The organism is Convivina intestini (assembly GCF_003096575.1).
GTDB lineage: Bacteria > Bacillota > Bacilli > Lactobacillales > Lactobacillaceae > Convivina > Convivina intestini.
Genome location: NZ_QEKT01000001.1, coordinates 181,553 through 201,320 on the forward strand (window position 1 = coordinate 181,553; position 19,768 = coordinate 201,320).

Consider the following 19,768-nt stretch of genomic DNA (forward strand, 5'->3'; position numbering starts at 1 on the left):
CAAAATAACAATTCGGATGGCAGAAAAAAGACCGGCTCTCTTAATAACCGGTCAGGGGGTATCACTGGTGGAACCTAATGGTTCAATTAAAGAATCAAGCCAGCACTTGGCTAAGGAACTCAAAGCCAATGAATTACATTTAGCAACTTTCGATAATATATATTATGTAAACTAAAATATATTTTTTGCAGATATCATCACCCTTAACGTAATATCGATTTTTTAACGCTTTCCTCAAAGTATTTTATAATTCTCAAGTATTTCTTTGTAAAAAATAGTTCTCAGATAAAAATTGATCTAAATAGGTATTTCAGACTATAGTAAAATTAGTTGAACCTTAAACTTAAAAAATGGAGTAAAAATTGATAATGGAAAAGTTTACGGGCAAAAGTCACCGCATCAAAACAGACAGAATTACAGAATTTATTTCAGAACGTTCCTCGTTTACAAAAAATTTACGACAATATGGATGAGGAAAAACAAAAAAACGTCAGCCGACTTGTTGTCGATTTTTTTGCAGAAACATCATATAAAGATCTGAAAACTAGAAAAACTGAAATGGAAATGCTTGGACCAAGTATTTTTTCCCTTGTTACTTCGCAAAGTATACAGAAAACTGCGGACACAATTAAGGATCAAGACACCGAACAACAACTACAAATATTTAAAAATTTATTTAAGGATTTGGAAATGAATCAAGCTTGGCGTATTCAGCAAACATTGCAAGATCGCCTTGGTGTTATACGAGCTTTGGAAAATGCACAAGAACAAAAAGAAAAGGAAAAAACTTTTGAGAACAGCCTAGCTAAGAACGCTTGGCTTATAAACCCATACTGGGACAATAAACGCATTGACAACCAAAAAATCACTCAGCAAAAATATTATAAGTTTAGTTTACCCAATAACCCCAATGAAAAGATAACTGGTTTTTCAGATATCTTGGTTTATGTATCTGAAGAGAGTTTTCCTGTGATTGTTGAAGTTAAACGAGAAACAAGTACCACATACTCCACGCCTAATGCTATGGCTCTGATTGCACAAATTGATAAATACCGCGAAGGCCTTTTTAACGCTGCACCAGCCCACCATAAAGAATCACACAGGGCTGGTGAAATAAAAGCTGTAGTAGTGGTAGGAGATGAAGCATTGGAAAAATGGATGGATCGGAATCAACTCAGTAAATTCGATGATAATCATATTGAAGTTAAAACATTCAACAACCTGATTGAAAACGCACGGTCTCTTTACGATAACCAATTTGAAATTATTGATAAAGAAAACAACAATAATTAGTAATAAAGCCTTTAATTTATCCATCTACTGATGTTGTGAAGATTAGATAGTCTCCCACGTAAGATGATGAATTTAAAGGCTTTTTACAGTATCTCATTGATTTTAAATACGCAAAAGTGATGGAATTATTACCTATCGTCGATTATATAGGTCGTAAACATCCCAAACAACTATTAATCGTTTATCATTATCTTTACAAATAATTTTGCCAATTTTTAACTAGCTATCTATCGGTGATCATAAAAAGTATTAAGTAAGATTTAGTTCCCTAATTGCTTTCGCAATTTTTTCGCTAAAAATTGGAGGCACGGCGTTGCCGATTTGAATAAATGCAGCGGTTCGAGAATTTTCAAAATAGAAATCGTCACTGAAACCTTGAATTCGTGCAGCTTCACGCAATGTAATTGAACGATTTTGGTCAATATCCGGATGAATATAATGATGTCCATCCTTCGCTATATGTGCAACTATGGTATGTGAAGGACGATTATAATCTAACGCCTTATAACGGTCTAAAAATTTATCTTGATGTTTGTGTGTTTTCAATCGTTCTGATAGCTCATTGTATTTCATATTATGGCCTTCGTGCTTTGACTTAACCACTTCCTTATAAATTTTTAGATCGTTTATATTATTTGCTCGTGCGATATTTTGGGTCAGAGGTGTTCTAGAATCCAAACGATAATGTAAAGCAACATATTCAGTCGGTTTTTTATTGTATACATTATTTTGTGAGCCTGCCTTAACGAATGGTAAATCACTTAATGCTTTTTCAAGACTAACTTCGGGTTCTTGAAATGATTCCAAAGTTGAAAAAAAGATTCAATGAGAGATTCGTGTCCTAAAGGGACCCCAAATATGATTATGCGTTCTCTCGACTGTGGAACGCCATAATTCTTAGTATTTTCAATACGGTATCCTAAAGAATAACCGGCTTCATTAAATTCTTTAATTATTTTAGCTAAAAGTGGTTCCCCATCAGCGTCTTTAAAACTTAGTAACCCTTTAACATTTTCGAATACAAAAAAATCTGGGGAGTAGCGCTCTAAAAAGTCAATATAGTAACGATACAAATAAATTCTGCCATCCGTTGCTTTTTTATGTGCATTCTGTGCACGCCCAATAGTGCTGAAAGCTTGACATGGTGGACCACCAATAACACCACGAACTTGTTCTTTACCGAGTAATACATCAAATTTATTTAAAATTGTTTGAATCGTCTCATCATTAATTTCTGCATTTATAGAACGATGTAAAACTTCTTGCGGCACGTAAGATAATAGCTGTATTTTAGTGATTTCTTGGTTTAAAAATTTATAGTACAAGTCTAGATTATTATTTTTTTCAGCCAATGATATGCATCACGCAATTTTAAAGTTTGGATGGCAGCTTTTTCTTTTTCCACATGACCTATAATATCAAAATCAGACCTAAACCCTTCCGTTAGTCCGCCAGCTCCAGAAAACAGGTCAATAATTTTTTTCTTAACCATATTAAGAATCGTCTCCCTATAAAGATAATAGACTATTATTCTCTTTTAAATGAATGTATTAATCACTGATTATTTCAAAAGATTTCATCAAATACTCATTAACTTCATCCCAAATTGCTTTAAGTTGCTCAAATTTTGGCCAATTATCCGAACTATGCATTAATAAATTTAGATTTTCTATCATTTTAATTTGATCAATCCTAGTCATCGCATTTGCAACCGAGTCAGTACTTTCTAGTTTGTCATTGTCAGATAGAATTGTGAGCATTTTCTTGTACTTTTTTTATACTTTTCGTTAGAAATTTGTTTTTCATTCTCATTTGATGATTTTTTTTAAATCCATAACGTTGTTGCGGTAGATTCGATTAACGCACGAAGTAGAAGTCCTTGAGTTAAAATAAATCTATCGTCATCTTTTTCAGCTGAAGCTAAATCCATTTCATCACGTAATCTACGTAATTTTGAACCAACAGAATCGGGTACACTAAAATTGTTAGGTATCAATTCTTTATAAACGCTATGATTAGCTTGATAAGTATGTGTTAATTTTGCACGTTCTTCAATTAATTTTTTTTTAGTTTTAGAAGAAATATTATTATCCTCGGATTCTAATGCTTTGGCAAATTCTTGAATACTTTTTTATCTGCCGGTGTCGCATTTGTAGAGTTTAATACTTCTTTAGCAGCGTTTACTTCATTCATTTCTTTTTTTGCTTTTTCTGCTTTTTTACCTGCTCTTTGTTTACGCCACATTCCTTGAATGGAAAGAATTGCCGGCGGTCTCATGGGCGGTGTTCCCGAAGAATTATTTTGCCGAGGTGTTTTGCTAGGGGCATTTTTAACCTATGTTATCAAATACGATTATACTTACAAAAAATTAATCTTATCGATTGTAAGCTCCAGTGCTATTTTTGGCCTCCTGCATTTCACTAACCTAACCCATGCTCCTTTTCCTCTCACAGTTATGCAAGTCATTATTTCAATTTTGGGTGGCCTTACTTTTGCCTTTATTTACGTACAAACTGGTAGCATTTGGTATGCCGTTGCCGTTCATTTTACGAATAATTTTCTAAGAGCTCCTAATACAGGCATTGATTCATCAATACAAACCGCTGCCCTAGCAATTTTTGGTTATTTCACAATATTAGTAGTGGTATATTTTCTCTGGTATGATCGTAAACATACACCACAATTAGTGAAAAACATTAAGCAGTCATTGAATTAAACATTCTATTGTTTTAAGCAAAAGGGACCGAAAATATATTCGGTCCCTTTTATTTCTAACCAACAAATTGAATACACCACTTACTTGATTATAGTGGTCAAGATTGTATTTTAAAATGTTTCTTTGTTTTTAAAACCAAATCGGGATGTTGCTGCAAATAGTTTTGAATTAACCTTGTTAGTGGAATTTTTCCACGATGAAGGACCTTTCCCTGAGCAAAAATAGGATTGCCTGCGCCAGTAGCCCGATAGTTATTTATTGCCACAGAGTATGTTTTACTAGGATTAAAGGGCAGCCCTCGGATGCTGTTAACAGTTACACGCTCCCCTAAAGAATGATTTAGATGAAATTCATAATTCAAACCAGCCCAAAGATCGTAATTATAATCTTCTTGCTTAGGAAAATGATAGCGGTCACTAACTTTTATTTCCCCGTTTTCTAAGGTAAAATAACCAGCATTTACTTCAAGGGCTTCTTTAATCTGTTTACCTGTCATAGCGACGGTTACCAGGGTGTTGGGAAAGGGATAGTTGGCTAACAGTTGGCGACGGGTAACAATTTTATGGAATCCAGGCATTTCATCGTTAAAAAGCGCAGTTGCAGCAAGGTCAGCACCAGTTGCAGCAAGTTGTACCTGGTTAATTAAATCCACAAAAGGGTGTCCGGTTCTACGAACTTGGGCGACATCAGTCAAAACTATATCAGTAGCTAATTGTCCAATTGGTTGATCTAGCCAATTATCTAGCTCAGTTCGTATGTGGGTCAGTTTTTTACTAAGTTGAGCGTTGGCTGGCCAATTGGCTGTTTTAATTAAGCGCGATTGGGCTGGTTCAATATGACCTAAATCAAGCGTTAACTGGCCAATGGCTTCTGCTCGATAGCCCGGTTGGCTAATGGGAATTTGCTGGTATGTATTGGCTATTAATCGATGTTGATGCCCGGTTATGATGGCCGAAACACCAGAAATATTTAGTAATTCATTGCCTTGATTTTCTCCGGTCTCTTCCTCTAATATCTGATTATTTACTAAATCTCGGCTGAACCCACCGTGATAAGCCAGTACAATTTCGTCGACCTGTGATGCTAGCTCGGTTACAAGCCGTCTGGCAATTAAAACTGGATCAGCGAAATGAAGGTTAGTAATGTTTTCTGGTTTTTCCCAACGCGGAATCGCTTTAGTAGTTAAACCAATGATGGCCACTCGATAACCCTTTTTTTCAAAAATTTTAAATGGCTGGCCAATAAACGGCTGCCCAGTTGTACTGTCTAATATATTAGCATTTAGCAGTGTTTTATCATTTTTAAAAATATTAGTTAAGTAATCACGGCCATAGTTAAACTCGTGGTTCCCTAATACACGTACATCATATCCAATTGCTTTTGGAATTGTTTCAAACAAATTGGCTTGGTCTGTTGCACATTCAGCGATATACGTCGTTAAGGGAGATCCTTGAATAAAGTCCCCATTTTCAATTTTTAAGACCCAGTCTCCTTGAGCTTGGGCTAGACTGTCCACTACCGCCATAGCTGAAGCTGCGCGCAAAAGGCCATCGGAACGAATTTGTCCCTTTTTAATAAAATCATCGTCCCACCAAAAACCATGGGTATCTGACGTCGATAACAGTTGTAATTTCATCTGCGTCTCCAATCAAAAAGTAGAGCATATTTTTTACACCTACGCTTTATTACTTCAATAAGTTTTGCCGAATAGCACCGGATACCCAATCAATAACTGTAACCATCACAATAATACCAATTAAAATAATACCAACACGCGACCACCAACGAGTAGAAAGGGCGAAAATCAAAGGAGCCCCAACCCCACCAGCACCGACAATTCCCAAAATGGAGGCTGACCGAACAGCGATTTCAAAGCGATACAAGGTATAGTTGATAAATTCAGGAACCATTGCTGGTAAGGTTGCCCAGTTCAATGTATCTATACGACTACCCCCAGCTGCAATAACTGCCTCTTCGGGCCCACGATTTAAGTTTTCGATTCCTTCCGAAAATAGTTTACCCATCATACCAATCGAATGAACTCCCATAGCTAAAACCCCAGCAAAAGCACCTGGCCCAACTGCTTTAATAAACATAATGGCCAAAACTAGTTCTGGAAATACTCGAATAATAGTTAGAATTAACTTCCCAGTAGTTGAACGAAGCGAAAAACCTTTGGTGACTTTGGCTGCCCAAAAAGCAAATGGAACAGCAATAATGGCCGATACAATCGTTCCTAAAAAGGCAATGGCCAAGGTTTCCAATAAGGCTGAGGTTAAATCTTCACCATGCCCACTATAAACAAAAGACCAATCTGGATGGCATAATCCAGACAGGATGGCGCCTAAAATTTGACCAGCTGAATCCTTAATTCCTGTAAATTGAATTCCTGAGAAAGCCCAGGCAATAATCACCATGGCCAGTGTTACCACTAAATAAGGCCGAATATGCTGATATAAAGAACGTTTTCTAGTAATCACGATAAGGCCTCCCGGGTTTTATTAGATAGAACATCGACCAATATAACTACTACCAAAATACCTAAGATGACTACGGCAGTTCGATCATAACGGAAAGTTTCCAGGGTTGTGTTCAAATACAAACCAATTCCACCAGCTCCTAGATAACCCAGTACGGCTGAAGAACGCACGTTAATTTCTAAGGTATATAGGACAAAAGATAAATATTGGTTTAAAACCTGGGGTATCACGGCAAAAACAACGATTTGGGTGTGATTACCACCAGCAGCCCTCATAGCTTCGATAGGTCCCTGGTCAATCGTCTCAATGGCTTCATATAATAATTTAAACATCATCCCAAACGAAAAGACGGACAAAGCACCTACTCCAGATAAAACACCAATTCCAACAACGGCAACAAACAGCGCCGCTAAAAGCATTTCTGGAATTGAACGAATCAAGTTCATGATAAAACGAACCGTAAAACGAACAAAAGGGTTACGCACAATATTTTTTGCCGCCAGTAGCGCAACTGGAATGGCAATCAAGCCGCCAATTACTGTTCCAACAATAGCCATTTGAACAGTTTGTAAGAGCGGGGTGATGATGCTGGGTAAAAAGGACCAATCTGGATGGGCCATTTTAACGAAAAGATCAAAGAACTGCTCAGAAGAAAAATCTTGTCCTACTTCAGTTATTCGTGCAGATAAAATTAAGGCAAAGTTAAGCAAGAGAAAAATAATATAGCCTTTAACATGCCATTCCTTGATAAAAGGACGTTTAGGGATTGTTTGGTTCATCATCTGCCTCCCCATTGTCGCTAAGGTCCCCGGCTTCACGATAAATTTCCTTAAAATCACGTTTATCCACATCTTCAATGAATTTATCGTAAACGATTCGACCGTTTTTCAAACCCACGATACGGCTAGCATATTTTAAAGCTAAGCCAATAGAATGAACATTTAGGACAATCGTTATCCCATCTTCTTCGTTGAGACGTTTCAAATCATTCATTACCAGCTTTGTTGTTTTAGGATCTAAACCAGATACGGGTTCGTCAGCTAAGATGACCGACGGCTCTTGCATCATTGCCCGAGCAATACCAACTCGTTGTTGCTGTCCACCAGAAAGATCTTTGGCTTTTACATAATATTTGTCTAACAGGTTAACTCGCTTTAAATTAGCCACGGCCATTGCCTTGTCTTCTTTAGTAAAAATTCCAAAAGCTGACTTCCAGGCAGGATAATACCCCACCCGTCCAGACATAACATTACGATATACGGATGATGTTTTCACTAAATTATAATTTTGAAAAATCATCGCCACTGAACGGCGTAATTTATGTAATTTATTTCCTGAAGCGTTCGTGATATCTTCACCGTTAATTAAAATTGTTCCAGTACTAACATCATGCAAACGATTAATGGCACGCAGTAAAGTGGATTTACCAGATCCGGAAAGGCCAACAATCATAACAAATTCCCCGTGATTAAATGTCAAGTTAATATCTTCCAAGCCAACCGTGCCATTTGAATAAATTTTTGAGACATCAGATAAGATGATGTTACCCTTGTTTGTAGTCATATATTCCTCTTAGTCCTACTCTTTCTGGTACTAGTGTCATTAACGAATCCGTTCCATTAATTTGTTGTGACTGCGAACCGTGTCAAAATTACTATCGTTGGAATCGGCAACTCCTTGCCATGCATAGACGTCATGTAGAACTTTCTTTCCGTCCGGTGTCGTGGCAATTTCCTTCATGGCCTGTTTAATTTTATGAGAATCCGATGCTGTAATGTCCTTTCGAAGAGTCACCGTATCATTTGGAATAGCAGAAGTCGTATACAAAATGCGGGTTTTATCAAATACATCTGGACGATCCTTTTTCAAAACATTACGGGCATCTCCGAAAATGAAGGTCGCATCCGTGTCTCCCTTTAAGACCGCCAATACCCCTTGATCATGCCCTTTAACTTGTACCAATGTTGATTCTTTGGTGATATTAATGCCTTTTTGATTCAATTCAACAGCTGGAAAAACGTAACCGGCAGTCGAAGTTGGCCCCTGGACGGCAATTTTCTTCCCTTTTAAATCTTTGGCAGTCTTAATATTGGAATCCTTACCCACAATGACTATTGCATGATACCGATCCGTCAATTTTCCAGTCGAATCACCAGTATTATCATCTTTGATACCAAAGCGAGTTGACTGTAAAATTACATTAGCCCCATATTCTCGATGGGCTGTTACATAGGCATCTGGTGATAGAAAGCCCATGTCAACTTTTTTAGAACCCATAGCTTCAATGACTGAATTCGTATCGGTTGAAAGGGAAACATGAACCGGAATACCGAGTTGCTGGCTAAGTAATTGTTCCAGCGGCTTTGCCTTAGCTAACAAAGTCTCTGACTGAATGGATGGAACAAATTGAATATTAAGCTCTTTTAAATCCATCCCGTTATGCGCATGGTTATTCGCTGAATTTGATTTACCATCACTGGCGGTGAGGGTGAAAAAGACGGTCATGGCAATGATGTAGATAATCAATCCAACAAGGAATTTTTTCATTGTTCTCCTTCTCCTGATAGGGCTAACCATACGCGTGAAAACATATGATTTAAACATTTTAGATTTTTAACACTATAATAGTATCGCCTATTTTTTGATAACATTCAATTGTTCTTTTACAGAAAAAAGCAAATAAACACGAACATTTATCATAAAATTTAATTATATATATAAATATACGAACATTGTAACAAAAATATTATTTATTAGTTTTTAAATTACAACACCGTCTTTCGTTTTTAATAAATAAAAAACCTACTCTCTTTGAGTAGGTTTACTAAAATACTAATTTGTCCTTGCTTCTTTAAATATTTACCAAATGACCCTTCTTGTCTTTGGCAATTAAATAATAAACTGTAGCCGCAATCGACCAGGCCCACACAATATGTCCAAAGAACTCTGAAAAGTGTTCATCAAATGGTTGATTCCATGGGGCTGGGACTGTTCCAAAAGCCGGCATCAAAACAACATGCCACACAATCCATAAAACAATACCATAAGCAGCACCCTGCCATAAGCCAACACTAGGCCAATACTGAGATACAAAGACATATAAAATTGAAAAAGCAATGGCGAAAGAAAAATGCAAAATCAATGTGAACCAAAATACCTTTTGATCTTGTGAGAAGTAAACATATGATTCAACTAATTTCTTGGGAATCCCCATTTGCATGGCCATATGTTGCGGTGGATTAATTAAATTACGGGCAATGGTACGTGGTGGAAAGATAGCTTCCCACCCAATTTTTACCATCCCAGAAATCATTCCAGCGATTAGACCGAACCAAACACTTTTAACGATAATTTCTTTTAAGTTAGCTTGTGGCTTAGTTAAAGAAAACATAACAATCTCCTGTAATGTGAATTTTTGTACAATAAAGAGTATAGTCTTTTATTCCTGAATAATCAATAAATATTAAATTACTTAAACTCAGGCTTAAAACCCACAAAAGAGCGCTTGCGATAAGTCTGTTTAGCCAGTTTACCAGAAACATGATAATTGCTTCCCCGTTTACTGCGGGCTTCAAAGGCAATCGTTTCCCCCTGTAAGAGTTGGGCAACTTCTGTTGGCGTGAATTTATGCCCTGAAAATTCAGCAGTAAAGGAAATTTCTTGCCCCTGCCATTGACCCGTTACTTTGTCTTTCGTCTTTGCAGGTGCCCTTTTAGCTTTCTTGGGTTCACCCAACTGCCCCACCAAAAGTTGGGCATTGGCCTCCATTACCGGAATATCATGAGCAACTGTTTTAACAATTGAGTCTAACGCCTGATCAGCGCTCATTTCAAACTTACCAACCTGATCAAAAATATCAAAAACTCGTTTCGTTATTTTGGGATGAGCTAACCAAGTTCCTTGAGCCATAATGGCGACAGCCTTCCCATCCGTTGTTAAATCAATTTTTCCTTTTTTATCGATGATATAGGCGTTTTTACCACTAGATAGCTCCCCATAAGTACTAGTTCGAGTAGCTCCGGTACCAATATTATTTTTCTCAAGAAAAGTTTTGAGCCATTTCCAGGTTGGCGCTGTTGGTTTAGGATTTTGTCCTTCATGAATCAGTGGTTTGGCCTGCTTACCCAATTGTTTAATCGTTGGATTATCGTCTGATTCATTATCCTGGTCTTGATAAACAGCCTTCCAGCCCATTGAAATTGGTATATTCAACGTAGTTTTAAATGTTGGATATTCAACAATTGATCCTTTAATTTGCTGGTAACGATAGTCTGGAGCAAACATGGCTAAGAAATTCTTAGCCAATATTTCATAAATTCGCTTAGCCGAAGGACCGTATTTACTGATGGAATCCAAACTAGCTGGCACCTTAGTACCAGGCCGATTAGCTCCGTGGGCGCCCTCTTCTTTGACATGAGAAGCACGGGGCTGCCGGTGGGTTAATAAACTTGTATCAGTACCTACTAATTGCGCAATATCATCAATCAACGGGACCATGTCGTTAAATTGCTCCGGTGTGATGGTCTTATCTTCGGTACGTGGATAAGAAACAAACTGCGCTTCGTAAAGCTTTTGATAAGTTGATAACACTTCTTTGGCCTTATAACCCTCTTTGGCTAAGATGGCCGACAAGGAAGATAAATCCAACAATTTCGGTGGCTTGCTTGTTTTTTCCGTTATCGAATCTTGTTTTACATTGACAGTATCCGGATAGGATTCCGATTTTGCCAAAGCTTCTTTCGTTGGATAACGAAATGGTACTGACTCTTGCTTAGCCTCGACCGGTCGAGCATAGATATTTCCTTGATTATCTTTAAATCGATATTCAAAAAATGGAATTTTTTGATAATTTTTAATGGCTTCGAGTTGCTGATAGATTTTAAGTAACATGGCTGACTTCAGACGACCTTGCCGTGAAACTAGGAAATAGCCCTCTTTTTTAGTCAAAGTCGTGGCCGCTCGGGTTAGCTGCATAGAAGCGAAATCCCATTTGTTACGAGTTAATCCCTTTTGGTAAGCGCCGTGCTTTTCCTTGCTTTCAATTGCCACTAAGTGGTTTAGGGCTTTCACAATACTTTTTTGACTCTCATCAGCAAAATTGGCTCGAAAAACCGGTCCCTGCCATTTGATGGCATCAATGGCTTCCCAGGCTAATAAATTTCCCTCTCCTGACGGGTCGGTATCCGTAGCAATCACTAAGGCATCAGCACTTTTAGCCTGAGTCTTTAATTAATCAACTAGACTTTTTGTACTTTCTAATTTTTTACTACGAGGATTCCAAGCTCTAATATATGTACGTTTCCAAGCTAAATCATGTAAATCCCATGGTAAATCTTGTAGTTTCCAGGACTTATATTTGGCTTTTAAGTCGACTGGTACCTGATCAGCTGGTTCTTTTAGGGTCATAACATGCCCGCGTAAATTCGCGAGTTCATAATCATAGTCACTAATTTGTCCCTTCGCACCACCCAGTGCTTTTTCAAAATTACGTTTGGCACTCGGTTTTTCGGTAATAATTAGATACTTCGGCACGATACGCTCCTTTGATGGCTTGATATGAAGCTTTTACTCATTTACTATAGCATAAAAAGGCGTTGAAACACTTGTATATGGGCTTTTAACGCCTTTCAAGTATAAATTTACACCGTATATAATTTCACTGGGCTATTAAAATTATTTTCTAATTAAGTTCATAGCCTAAACTTTTTATTTTTTCTAAATTAGCTTTTTTCAAACGCAGATAGACCAAATCGCCTGGACGTAACACTAAGTCACCACTTGGAATCAAAACTTCATCACTGCGTTTTACCAGAGTAATCAACGCTTTGGGTGGTAATGGCAAATCTTGCACTAGGCAGTCTTCCATCAATCCTCCCGCCAATACCGGTATTTCGATTGTGACAAGATCATTAATCGATAATTGTTGATTTTTATTTTTTAATAATCGTTGTAAAAGCGAAGTATAGATTGGCGCCCCATTTAATATGTCAACGACTAAATAAGCGATTAGACTAACCAGCGCTAGCGGTAAAATGTGGGTTATACTACCGACCATTTCAACGATTAAAATAATGGCTGTGAAGGGCGCCTTTCCAATACAAGCAAAATAAGCTGCCATACCAATTACAATGAAATTAACCATATAGGTAGCCGGTATCCAGCCCAACATAATAAAAATCTGACCCATTAATGCGCCATTTAAAGCTCCTAAAGTTAAAATAGGCAGGAAAATACCACCTGGCAAACCGGATCCATAACTGACCATTTAGAAGATAAAGCGTAAAGTCACTAAACCAAATAGTAAAGGTAAACTAAATGACATTTTTTGTAGGGATAAAATAATACCATTTCCCCCACCTAAAATATTTGGCCAAAATATTCCGACTGGTATGATTAATATCAACGGAATTAGACCATACCAATATTTGGGTAATTTTAATTTGCTATAGGTGGTCAAACTGAATAAAAGTGTTTTTTGATAAAGAAATCCTAAAACTCCGAGTATAATCCCTAAAATGACGAGGAGACCGTATAACTTTACTGGAAAAATAGGCAAATACCCTAATGCTAAAACTGGTTTTTGACCAAAAACAACCGTCGATACGAAATCAGCCACACTGGCTGCTACTAAAGCGCCTACCCAAACAAAGGGTGAAATGCTGTGATAAATTTCTTCCAAGACAAACATGACCCCGGCTAAAGGAGCATTGAAGGCAGCAGATAAGCCAGCTGCTGCACCACTAGCAATGAAAGTTTTAGAGCGATTATGACTTAAATTTAAGGACTGCGCTAGTCCCTGCCCAATCGAAGATCCTAATTGAATGGAAGGTCCTTCCCGTCCAAGCATTAGACCACTGCCAATTGCTAAAATACCAGCAATGAATTTACGCCATAAAGTTGACCACCAGTCAGCCTTGATATCCCCCATTAACTGTCCTTCAACTTGAGGGATACCGGATCCTGAAATATTGGGTTCCTTTTTTAGTAAAGCAGCCACGATTAGACCAATCAATAGATTGAAAACCAAAACTAACAGTAGGGCTGTTAAATGACCATGGCTTACAGCAATATAAAGAGTCTGAAAAAAATACAATCCTTTTTCAATGGAAAAGCGAAATAAACTGACCACTAAACCAGTGAATAAGCCAATTATGGTGGCATAGACAACAATTGATAATTTATCGGTTTTTAATTGAAAATGTTTTTTTATCATAATTTTAGTATACAACCCTTATCAGCTAACCAAAAATAAAAAGACTTCCAAATGGAAGTCTTTTTAAATTACTATCTTAAATTAATTACTGACGGTAAACGTATGAGTAAGGGTTACCGTTAGCCTTAGCGTAGGCGTCATAGTTATGTTCACTTACCGCACTGTTGGCGGCGCCACCAGTAGAATAATCAGTAGAGATTTCCTTGGCACCATTACCGTTAGCGTCATCACTTTGGCTGATAACCATTACATGACCAGCAGCTCCGGCTGATTGACCCTTTTGACCCCAGACAACAATGTCACCACGTTGAGCATTCCAACCTTGGTTTTCAGCAATCAACTTGTAGCCGTTTGAAGTAAGATAACCATGCAAGCTATCCGTATTATATAGATAAGCAGGCTTAGAACCACCAGCTTCGTAGATAGCTTCAGTCATTGAACCAGAGCAATCAGCAGTTCCATCAGATCCATTACGTGAACCGTTCATTGAATAAGTCAACTTACCTTGATTATTAGTAAACCAGTTGACAACCTTTTCGCTATTTACACCGCTTTGTTGTGAACTAGGTGTTTGAACAGTGGGTTGTGGTTGAGCAGCAGCTTGACTCGTTGCCTGTGATGGTTGTTGCGTTTGAACTTGAACAGCTTGGCTTTGAGTTGCTTGTGGATGAGAAACTACTTGTTCAGAAACAAGATTAGTTTGGCTCTGGCTTGTTGAACTAGTTACGCTGATGCCATGGTTTTGACTTTCAACTTGGCTAGTTGAGGCTGGTTGCACTTGCGCAGCAGCACTTTGACTCTGAACTGTTGAAGTAGCAGCTTGACTAGTAACTTGTGATACCAAACCTTGAGTTGGCTGATTAGTCGTGCTAACCGGGTTCATGTCATGAGCGGCTGCATCAACAGTCGGATAAGGAGTCTGTTCGTTAGTAGGTCCTTGTTCAGGGGTTGGTACAGCTTGCATAGCTGGATCAGTACTAATAATTGGCTCGCCAGCACTGTAAGTTTGTGTTGCTTGAGGAGTAGGGAAAGCTGTTGCAGCAACACCCTCAATCTTCAATTCTTGACCAGCATAGATCAAGTTGGCATCTTGAATGTGGTTAGCAGCAACCAGGTCAGCTGTCTTCACATCAAAAGCTTCAGCGATTGCGTTCAAAGTGTCACCACTTTGAATCTTATAAGTCTTTGTCGTTGCGTTAAAAGTCTGACCCTTCTTAGAAGAAATCGTATTGGCACTGTTACTTTGCCAATCAGCAGCTTGAGCACTTTGTTGTGCTGACAAGCCCATCATTCCTAGCAAAAGCATCGACGACATAATCTTAGAGGTACGGTGTTTAGGTTGGTTATTTACGTTGTTATTTTTTGACATTGAAAACGTCTCCCAAATATTTAGTTCTGATTCAATTTTAATACACTACTTGATAATACGAACTCTAATGCTCGAATCCAATTCTAACATAGGTTTATTCTAACATAATATTAAGAAATTCTTAAGTAATGTAGGCAAGTTTAATCAGGTGATAAAAATTATTCTTTAAAAAAATCCTGAAAAAGACAGGATTTTTAGTGAATTAAATTACAAAGCAGTGATGAAAGTTAATAATCCGAACAAAATACCTGGCATGTTAGCAAAGGCAACTGGTACATCTCGTGGATTTTTAAACAAGCCATAAACGGTCCACAAAGTACAATTAAGAGCCGCAACTAGCGGCTGAAGTGGTTCCGCCTTATGCCCGGCTAAGTTAGCCTGGATCTGTGGTATGTATGAAACGTACATCATAACTGCCAACACAGTCGCCACCCAACTTAAGTATTTAATAAATGTTTGTAATTTCATATTTGTTCACTCCTTTACAAAGTAAATGATACTCACTTGAGAAGTTGATAACAATACAAAATGATTACAATTATTTTAAAGTATTACATTTTATGAAATTTTAAATAATTTGTTAAATGATTTTGGGCTTCTTCGATACTATATTTATTAGGATTCAATGGTACAAGCTGTCCCTGATTGTCGAAAAATTGTCCGGTTACATGCGCCAACGACTCATCTAAAGCTAAAAACCGTCCTACTGGTACCGTCTTTTGCATAAGCTGTTGGGTATAAGGCATTAAGTTACTTTGAATATCACCAGGAAAGAAACTGTTAACTGTCGTGTCGTTATTAGCCAGGATTTTACTCAATAAAATTGTTAATAAAGTTTTATGGGTTAATAACCAGCTCGCCCGTTGCATTGTTGTGCCTTGCTGCTCACAGATTGGCAGATTTTGGATTGCCATTGGATTACCAGAGACGATTAAGACTCGACCGTGCCTCAGTAATGAGCCTAATGCCATGGTAAAGGCATAATGAGCGCGTAAGTTAATTGAAATATTATTTTCGGTATTTTTAGGCCAAATACCGGCACTATTGATTAAGACATCCACTTTTCCCCATAATTGTTCAATAGATTCTTTAATATTTTGACAATCATTTTCAGTGCTCAAATCTCCCGCGAGAAAATGAGCATGGCTGCCAAGTATATTTTGGGCTGCTTGTCCCCGGCGATGATCTCGGCCAATAATAATGATGTTATTATCTTGAACTAAGTCTTTAGCAATGGCGTAACCCACCCCGGATGTGCCACCAGTGATGACGATATTTTTCATTATTGCCCCTTTTATATCTATATATAGCGATATGTATTATAAAAACTAAAAATAAACAGCGCTACAAATCACACTGAATATTCTTACCTAAATTTTGAATCATTGATTCATTTCGACGATAATAGGTCCACTTGCCATGCCGTTCTGTCTGCACTAAATCTACTTGCACTAATATTTTTAAATAATTTGAAATAGTGGATTGAGATAAGCCGGAACGAGTAACGATTGAAGAACCACAAATACCGCCAAAATGTTGCAGCATATATCGGATATTTTCAACCGGTACATCAGTAAATTCAACTTCTGGGTTTTTTAGCCAAGCTAAAATATCAATTCGCGTCTGATTAGCTAAGGCTTTAAATATATTTTCATCTAACTTCATGTTCTTATTATATCGTTATTTAGCGATATGTAAATACTTAATGTTTATCCCAGCCAGTTAAAGTTACCTTGCCAATCATTTTACCTGTTTCAACATCAGCATGGGCTTTTCGTAGATTAGCAGCATTAATGGGCTGATAGTGTTTCGTTTGAATTGAAACCAGTTTTTCTTGATCATAAAGTTGGGCTAAATGATTTAAAATTTCGTGTTGGGAAATCATGCTATCGAGTTGATAGTAGGACTTACTGTACATCCACTCCCAGGCAAAGGTTACCCTTTTTTTAGTCAATTTCTGCAAATCAATCAACCGGTGATTTTCCGTAGTTGCGGCAACGTGGCCATCCGGTTTAATTAACTCCGCAATTTCATGCCAATGAGCATCCAAATTGTTTAAATTCAAAATATAATCCACATATGGCATCTCTTTAGTTCTAATTTGATTAACTAAATTTTGATGGTGATCAACGACTTGGTCAGCGCCAAGCTTTTTAACCCAAGCAATGGAATCAGGACGAGAAGCAGTAGCAATGACTTTAAGGCCGGCTAGCTTTGCTAATTGGACAGCCATAGAACCGACACCACCGGCCCCGTTAATGATTAGAATGGTCTGATTATGATTATTCCAGCCAACTTTCAACTGTTCAAATAGTGATTCATAAGCAGTTAGACCCACTAGAGGGATAGCCGCTGCTTGTTGGTCATTTAGGGACTCAGGCGCAAAACCAACAATTCGCTCATCAACAACTTGTTGCTGAGAATCACTACCACTCCGTTTAAAATCACCGGCATACCATACCCGATCCCCAATTTTAAAGAGTTTAACCTGCTCTCCGACTGCTAGAACACGGCCAACTGCATCCCAGCCAATAACCTTTGGATGGGCTAAAGATGTAGCTCGACCACTTTTTCGAACATAAGTATCTACTGGATTGACCGACACGCCATCCACTGCGACTAATAAATCATGGGGCTTTAACGTTGGCTCATCAATTGAAATATCTTGAAAACTATTTTCATTAGAAATTGGTAAATGTTGGTAAAACCCAACTGCTTGTATTTTTGTCATTTTATGGCACCTCTTTGTACTTAGGTTAGACCAGTCGCAATTCAAAAAGAAGACGTGAATTTAAAAACACCGGGTGCACTTAAATTCACCCTAAAATTTTTATTTAACAATGATAAAATTAGGCTTACTACGAGTTTATTGAGGTTTATATGCGTAAAATTTATGATTGTGATCCTGGCTGTCCAGTTCAAAACACCCTACAATTTATCGCGGGTAAGTGGAAGAGCGTTATCTTATATCATCTATTTCAGGCAGGAGTACTGCGTTTTTCCGAATTACAGCGTAAACTCCCCTACGTTTCTAAACGAATGTTAGCTAAACAACTAGCTGAATTAGAAGCTGATGGTCTGATTATTAAGAGGATTTATCCCGTGATCCCAGTAAAAACCGAGTACCGCTTGAGTGACTTCGGTCAGAGTTTTCAACCCGTGATTTTGGCCATGGAAGCTTGGGGAGACAATTACATAAAAAAGCCATACCCAGCTTCATCGAAATGAACTAGCCATGACTTTTGTTGTTAGTATTTTAATCAGACAATTTGGAGTGTTTAATGCCATAAGCAAAGTAAACTATCAAGCCAATGCACAACCAGATGGCCACTGAAATTTTAGTTGCATCCGGTAACATGATAATAAAGTAAATACTTGCCAAACCAGCAAAGACTGGCAAAACTGGATACCAAGGCATTTTAAAACCTGTATTGGTAATGTCATTGCGTTTTCTTAGGGGGATAATACCAAATGACATCCCGGCAAAGGCCAATAAGGTTCCTGCATTAATCAGTGAAGCTAATTGCTCCAGCGGAACCACCCCAGCAAAGAAGGCTTGAACAATAAGGGCAATTATAATAGCGTTTTTAGGCACCTTGTATTTAGGATCAATTTTACCCATTTTACCTGATAATAATCCGTCGCGACCTAGGGCGTAAACTAAGCGTGAACCGCCAAAGAACATCGTTAGCATGGCAGTAAAAATACCAAAAAGTGCACCAACGGTAATGACTTTATTCCAACCATCCAAGTGTACCAAATGTAGCGCATACGCCGCTGGGTCATCAACATTTAACTGTGTATATGGCACCATACCGACCAATACCAGTGAAAAGACAACATATAAAATTACAGCAATAATAACAGTCCCTAAAATACCACGGATGATATTTTTCTGCGGATTGATTGTTTCGGCTGAATTAGAAGCTAAGGCATCAAAACCAATAAAGGCAAAGAAAACCGTTGCTGCAGCCGTTGAAATACCACCTAATCCTAACCATGAACTATGGAATTCTGCTGGATAAAAGGGCACATAGTTACTTGATTTAATATAGAAAACACCCAAACCAATAAACAATAAAATAATCGCAATTTTAACAATGACTGCTGTATTTTCAACTTTTTTAGATAACTCCGATCCACGCGCAACAATAAAGGCAATGACTAAGATAATTAACACCGCAGTAATATTAATCACTCCTCCGTCCATGGGACCACTTTGCAACGCCTTTGGTAAGTGAACGCCGATAGCATCTAAAATATTATTGTTAAAGTATGCTGCAAATCCAGTTGCTTCGGCCGATACAGCTAAGAAATACTCTAAAATTAAAGCCCAACCTAACATCCAGCCGATAATTTCTCCATAAACAACGGTAGCAAAGGAATAGGCTGAACCGGCAATGGGCATGGCCGAGGAGAACTCAGCGTACGCCATCCCCACAATACCAGACAATAACGCCGCAATTAAAAAGGCAATGGCTACGGCAGGACCTGCGTGTTGAGCAGCCTCATGTCCCGGTAAAATAAAGATTCCGGTCCCAATCACTGCGCCAATCCCAAGACCAATTAAATCCCAAGGACCAAGTGTTCGCTTTAGTTGTGAATCAGCTTTTAAATAATTACTAACTGACTCCTTACGAAATATTCTACTTATCATTTTCTTCCCTCATAATTTCTTTTTGGAACTTAATTATGGT

The 19,768-nt window shown here is 37.9% G+C and carries 17 protein-coding genes and 3 pseudogenes; 4 read left to right on the forward strand and 16 right to left on the reverse strand.

Annotated features, from left to right (window positions below; translation table 11 throughout):
• The first annotated feature begins 16 nt into the window (after nt 1-16).
• Complete coding sequence (locus tag C7384_RS08085; protein WP_165806748.1) at nt 17-175, forward strand: hypothetical protein; 159 nt, start codon at nt 17-19, stop codon at nt 173-175.
• A 290-nt stretch (nt 176-465) separates the two neighbouring features.
• On the forward strand, nt 466-1,293 hold the full coding sequence (locus tag C7384_RS00890) for a hypothetical protein (RefSeq protein ID WP_089937518.1): 828 nt from the start codon (nt 466-468) through the stop codon (nt 1,291-1,293).
• A gap of 249 nt (nt 1,294-1,542) precedes the next feature.
• Here the strand turns inward: C7384_RS00890 and C7384_RS00895 are convergent.
• Nucleotides 1,543-2,785: pseudogene (locus tag C7384_RS00895) on the reverse strand (DNA cytosine methyltransferase).
• A 608-nt stretch (nt 2,786-3,393) separates the two neighbouring features.
• Nucleotides 3,394-3,537, reverse strand: a complete 144-nt coding sequence (locus C7384_RS08090; RefSeq protein WP_165806749.1) for a hypothetical protein — start codon at nt 3,535-3,537, stop codon at nt 3,394-3,396.
• Between the two features lie 7 nt (nt 3,538-3,544).
• Between C7384_RS08090 and C7384_RS00905 the strand changes: the two genes are divergently transcribed.
• On the forward strand, nt 3,545-4,009 hold the full coding sequence (locus tag C7384_RS00905) for a CPBP family intramembrane glutamic endopeptidase (protein ID WP_089937522.1): 465 nt from the start codon (nt 3,545-3,547) through the stop codon (nt 4,007-4,009).
• Between the two features lie 97 nt (nt 4,010-4,106).
• On the opposite strand, the gene C7384_RS00910 is transcribed toward C7384_RS00905, so the two are convergent.
• The 13 genes and pseudogenes from C7384_RS00910 to C7384_RS00970 all read right to left on the reverse strand — a co-directional run bounded on the left by C7384_RS00910 (nt 4,107) and on the right by C7384_RS00970 (nt 17,802).
• On the reverse strand, nt 4,107-5,645 hold the full coding sequence (locus C7384_RS00910) for a bifunctional metallophosphatase/5'-nucleotidase (protein WP_089937524.1): 1,539 nt from the start codon (nt 5,643-5,645) through the stop codon (nt 4,107-4,109).
• 49 nt (nt 5,646-5,694) lie between these two features.
• Nucleotides 5,695-6,489: a phosphonate ABC transporter, permease protein PhnE gene (phnE, locus tag C7384_RS00915; RefSeq protein WP_089937526.1), complete on the reverse strand. Its 795-nt coding sequence runs from the start codon at nt 6,487-6,489 to the stop codon at nt 5,695-5,697.
• Nucleotides 6,486-7,268 (reverse strand): phosphonate ABC transporter, permease protein PhnE, encoded by a 783-nt coding sequence (gene phnE, locus C7384_RS00920; RefSeq protein WP_089937528.1) that lies wholly within the window; start codon nt 7,266-7,268, stop codon nt 6,486-6,488. The genes phnE (C7384_RS00915) and phnE (C7384_RS00920) overlap by 4 nt, the downstream gene beginning before the upstream one ends.
• Nucleotides 7,249-8,052, reverse strand: coding sequence for a phosphonate ABC transporter ATP-binding protein (gene phnC, locus C7384_RS00925; RefSeq protein WP_089937530.1), 804 nt, complete (start codon nt 8,050-8,052; stop codon nt 7,249-7,251). Before phnC ends, phnE (C7384_RS00920) begins: the two co-directional genes overlap by 20 nt.
• 39 nt (nt 8,053-8,091) lie before the next feature.
• On the reverse strand, nt 8,092-9,036 hold the full coding sequence (locus C7384_RS00930) for a phosphate/phosphite/phosphonate ABC transporter substrate-binding protein (RefSeq protein ID WP_089937532.1): 945 nt from the start codon (nt 9,034-9,036) through the stop codon (nt 8,092-8,094).
• 304 nt (nt 9,037-9,340) lie between these two features.
• Nucleotides 9,341-9,880 carry a YagU family protein gene (locus C7384_RS00935; RefSeq protein ID WP_089937534.1) on the reverse strand — a complete coding sequence of 180 codons (540 nt, stop codon included), beginning with the start codon at nt 9,878-9,880 and terminating at the stop codon, nt 9,341-9,343.
• Nucleotides 9,881-9,957: 77 nt separating this feature from the next.
• Nucleotides 9,958-12,021: pseudogene (locus tag C7384_RS00940) on the reverse strand (DNA topoisomerase).
• Between the two features lie 148 nt (nt 12,022-12,169).
• A pseudogene (locus C7384_RS00945) lies at nt 12,170-13,702 on the reverse strand (ClC family H(+)/Cl(-) exchange transporter).
• A gap of 85 nt (nt 13,703-13,787) precedes the next feature.
• Nucleotides 13,788-15,071, reverse strand: a complete 1,284-nt coding sequence (locus C7384_RS00950) for a C40 family peptidase (RefSeq protein WP_089937536.1) — start codon at nt 15,069-15,071, stop codon at nt 13,788-13,790.
• Nucleotides 15,072-15,278: 207 nt separating this feature from the next.
• Nucleotides 15,279-15,539: a SemiSWEET family transporter gene (locus C7384_RS00955; protein ID WP_089937539.1), complete on the reverse strand. Its 261-nt coding sequence runs from the start codon at nt 15,537-15,539 to the stop codon at nt 15,279-15,281.
• An 83-nt stretch (nt 15,540-15,622) separates the two neighbouring features.
• Nucleotides 15,623-16,354 (reverse strand): SDR family NAD(P)-dependent oxidoreductase, encoded by a 732-nt coding sequence (locus C7384_RS00960; protein ID WP_089937540.1) that lies wholly within the window; start codon nt 16,352-16,354, stop codon nt 15,623-15,625.
• A 61-nt stretch (nt 16,355-16,415) separates the two neighbouring features.
• On the reverse strand, nt 16,416-16,736 hold the full coding sequence (locus C7384_RS00965; RefSeq protein ID WP_089937542.1) for an ArsR/SmtB family transcription factor: 321 nt from the start codon (nt 16,734-16,736) through the stop codon (nt 16,416-16,418).
• Nucleotides 16,737-16,773: 37 nt separating this feature from the next.
• Nucleotides 16,774-17,802 (reverse strand): zinc-binding alcohol dehydrogenase family protein, encoded by a 1,029-nt coding sequence (locus tag C7384_RS00970; RefSeq protein ID WP_089937544.1) that lies wholly within the window; start codon nt 17,800-17,802, stop codon nt 16,774-16,776.
• Nucleotides 17,803-17,951: 149 nt separating this feature from the next.
• Between C7384_RS00970 and C7384_RS00975 the strand changes: the two genes are divergently transcribed.
• Nucleotides 17,952-18,299 (forward strand): winged helix-turn-helix transcriptional regulator, encoded by a 348-nt coding sequence (locus C7384_RS00975; protein ID WP_089937547.1) that lies wholly within the window; start codon nt 17,952-17,954, stop codon nt 18,297-18,299.
• Nucleotides 18,300-18,327: 28 nt separating this feature from the next.
• Here C7384_RS00975 and C7384_RS00980 read toward each other — a convergent pair whose 3' ends face one another.
• Nucleotides 18,328-19,728 (reverse strand): APC family permease, encoded by a 1,401-nt coding sequence (locus C7384_RS00980; RefSeq protein WP_420838702.1) that lies wholly within the window; start codon nt 19,726-19,728, stop codon nt 18,328-18,330.
• Nucleotides 19,729-19,768 lie beyond the last annotated feature (40 nt).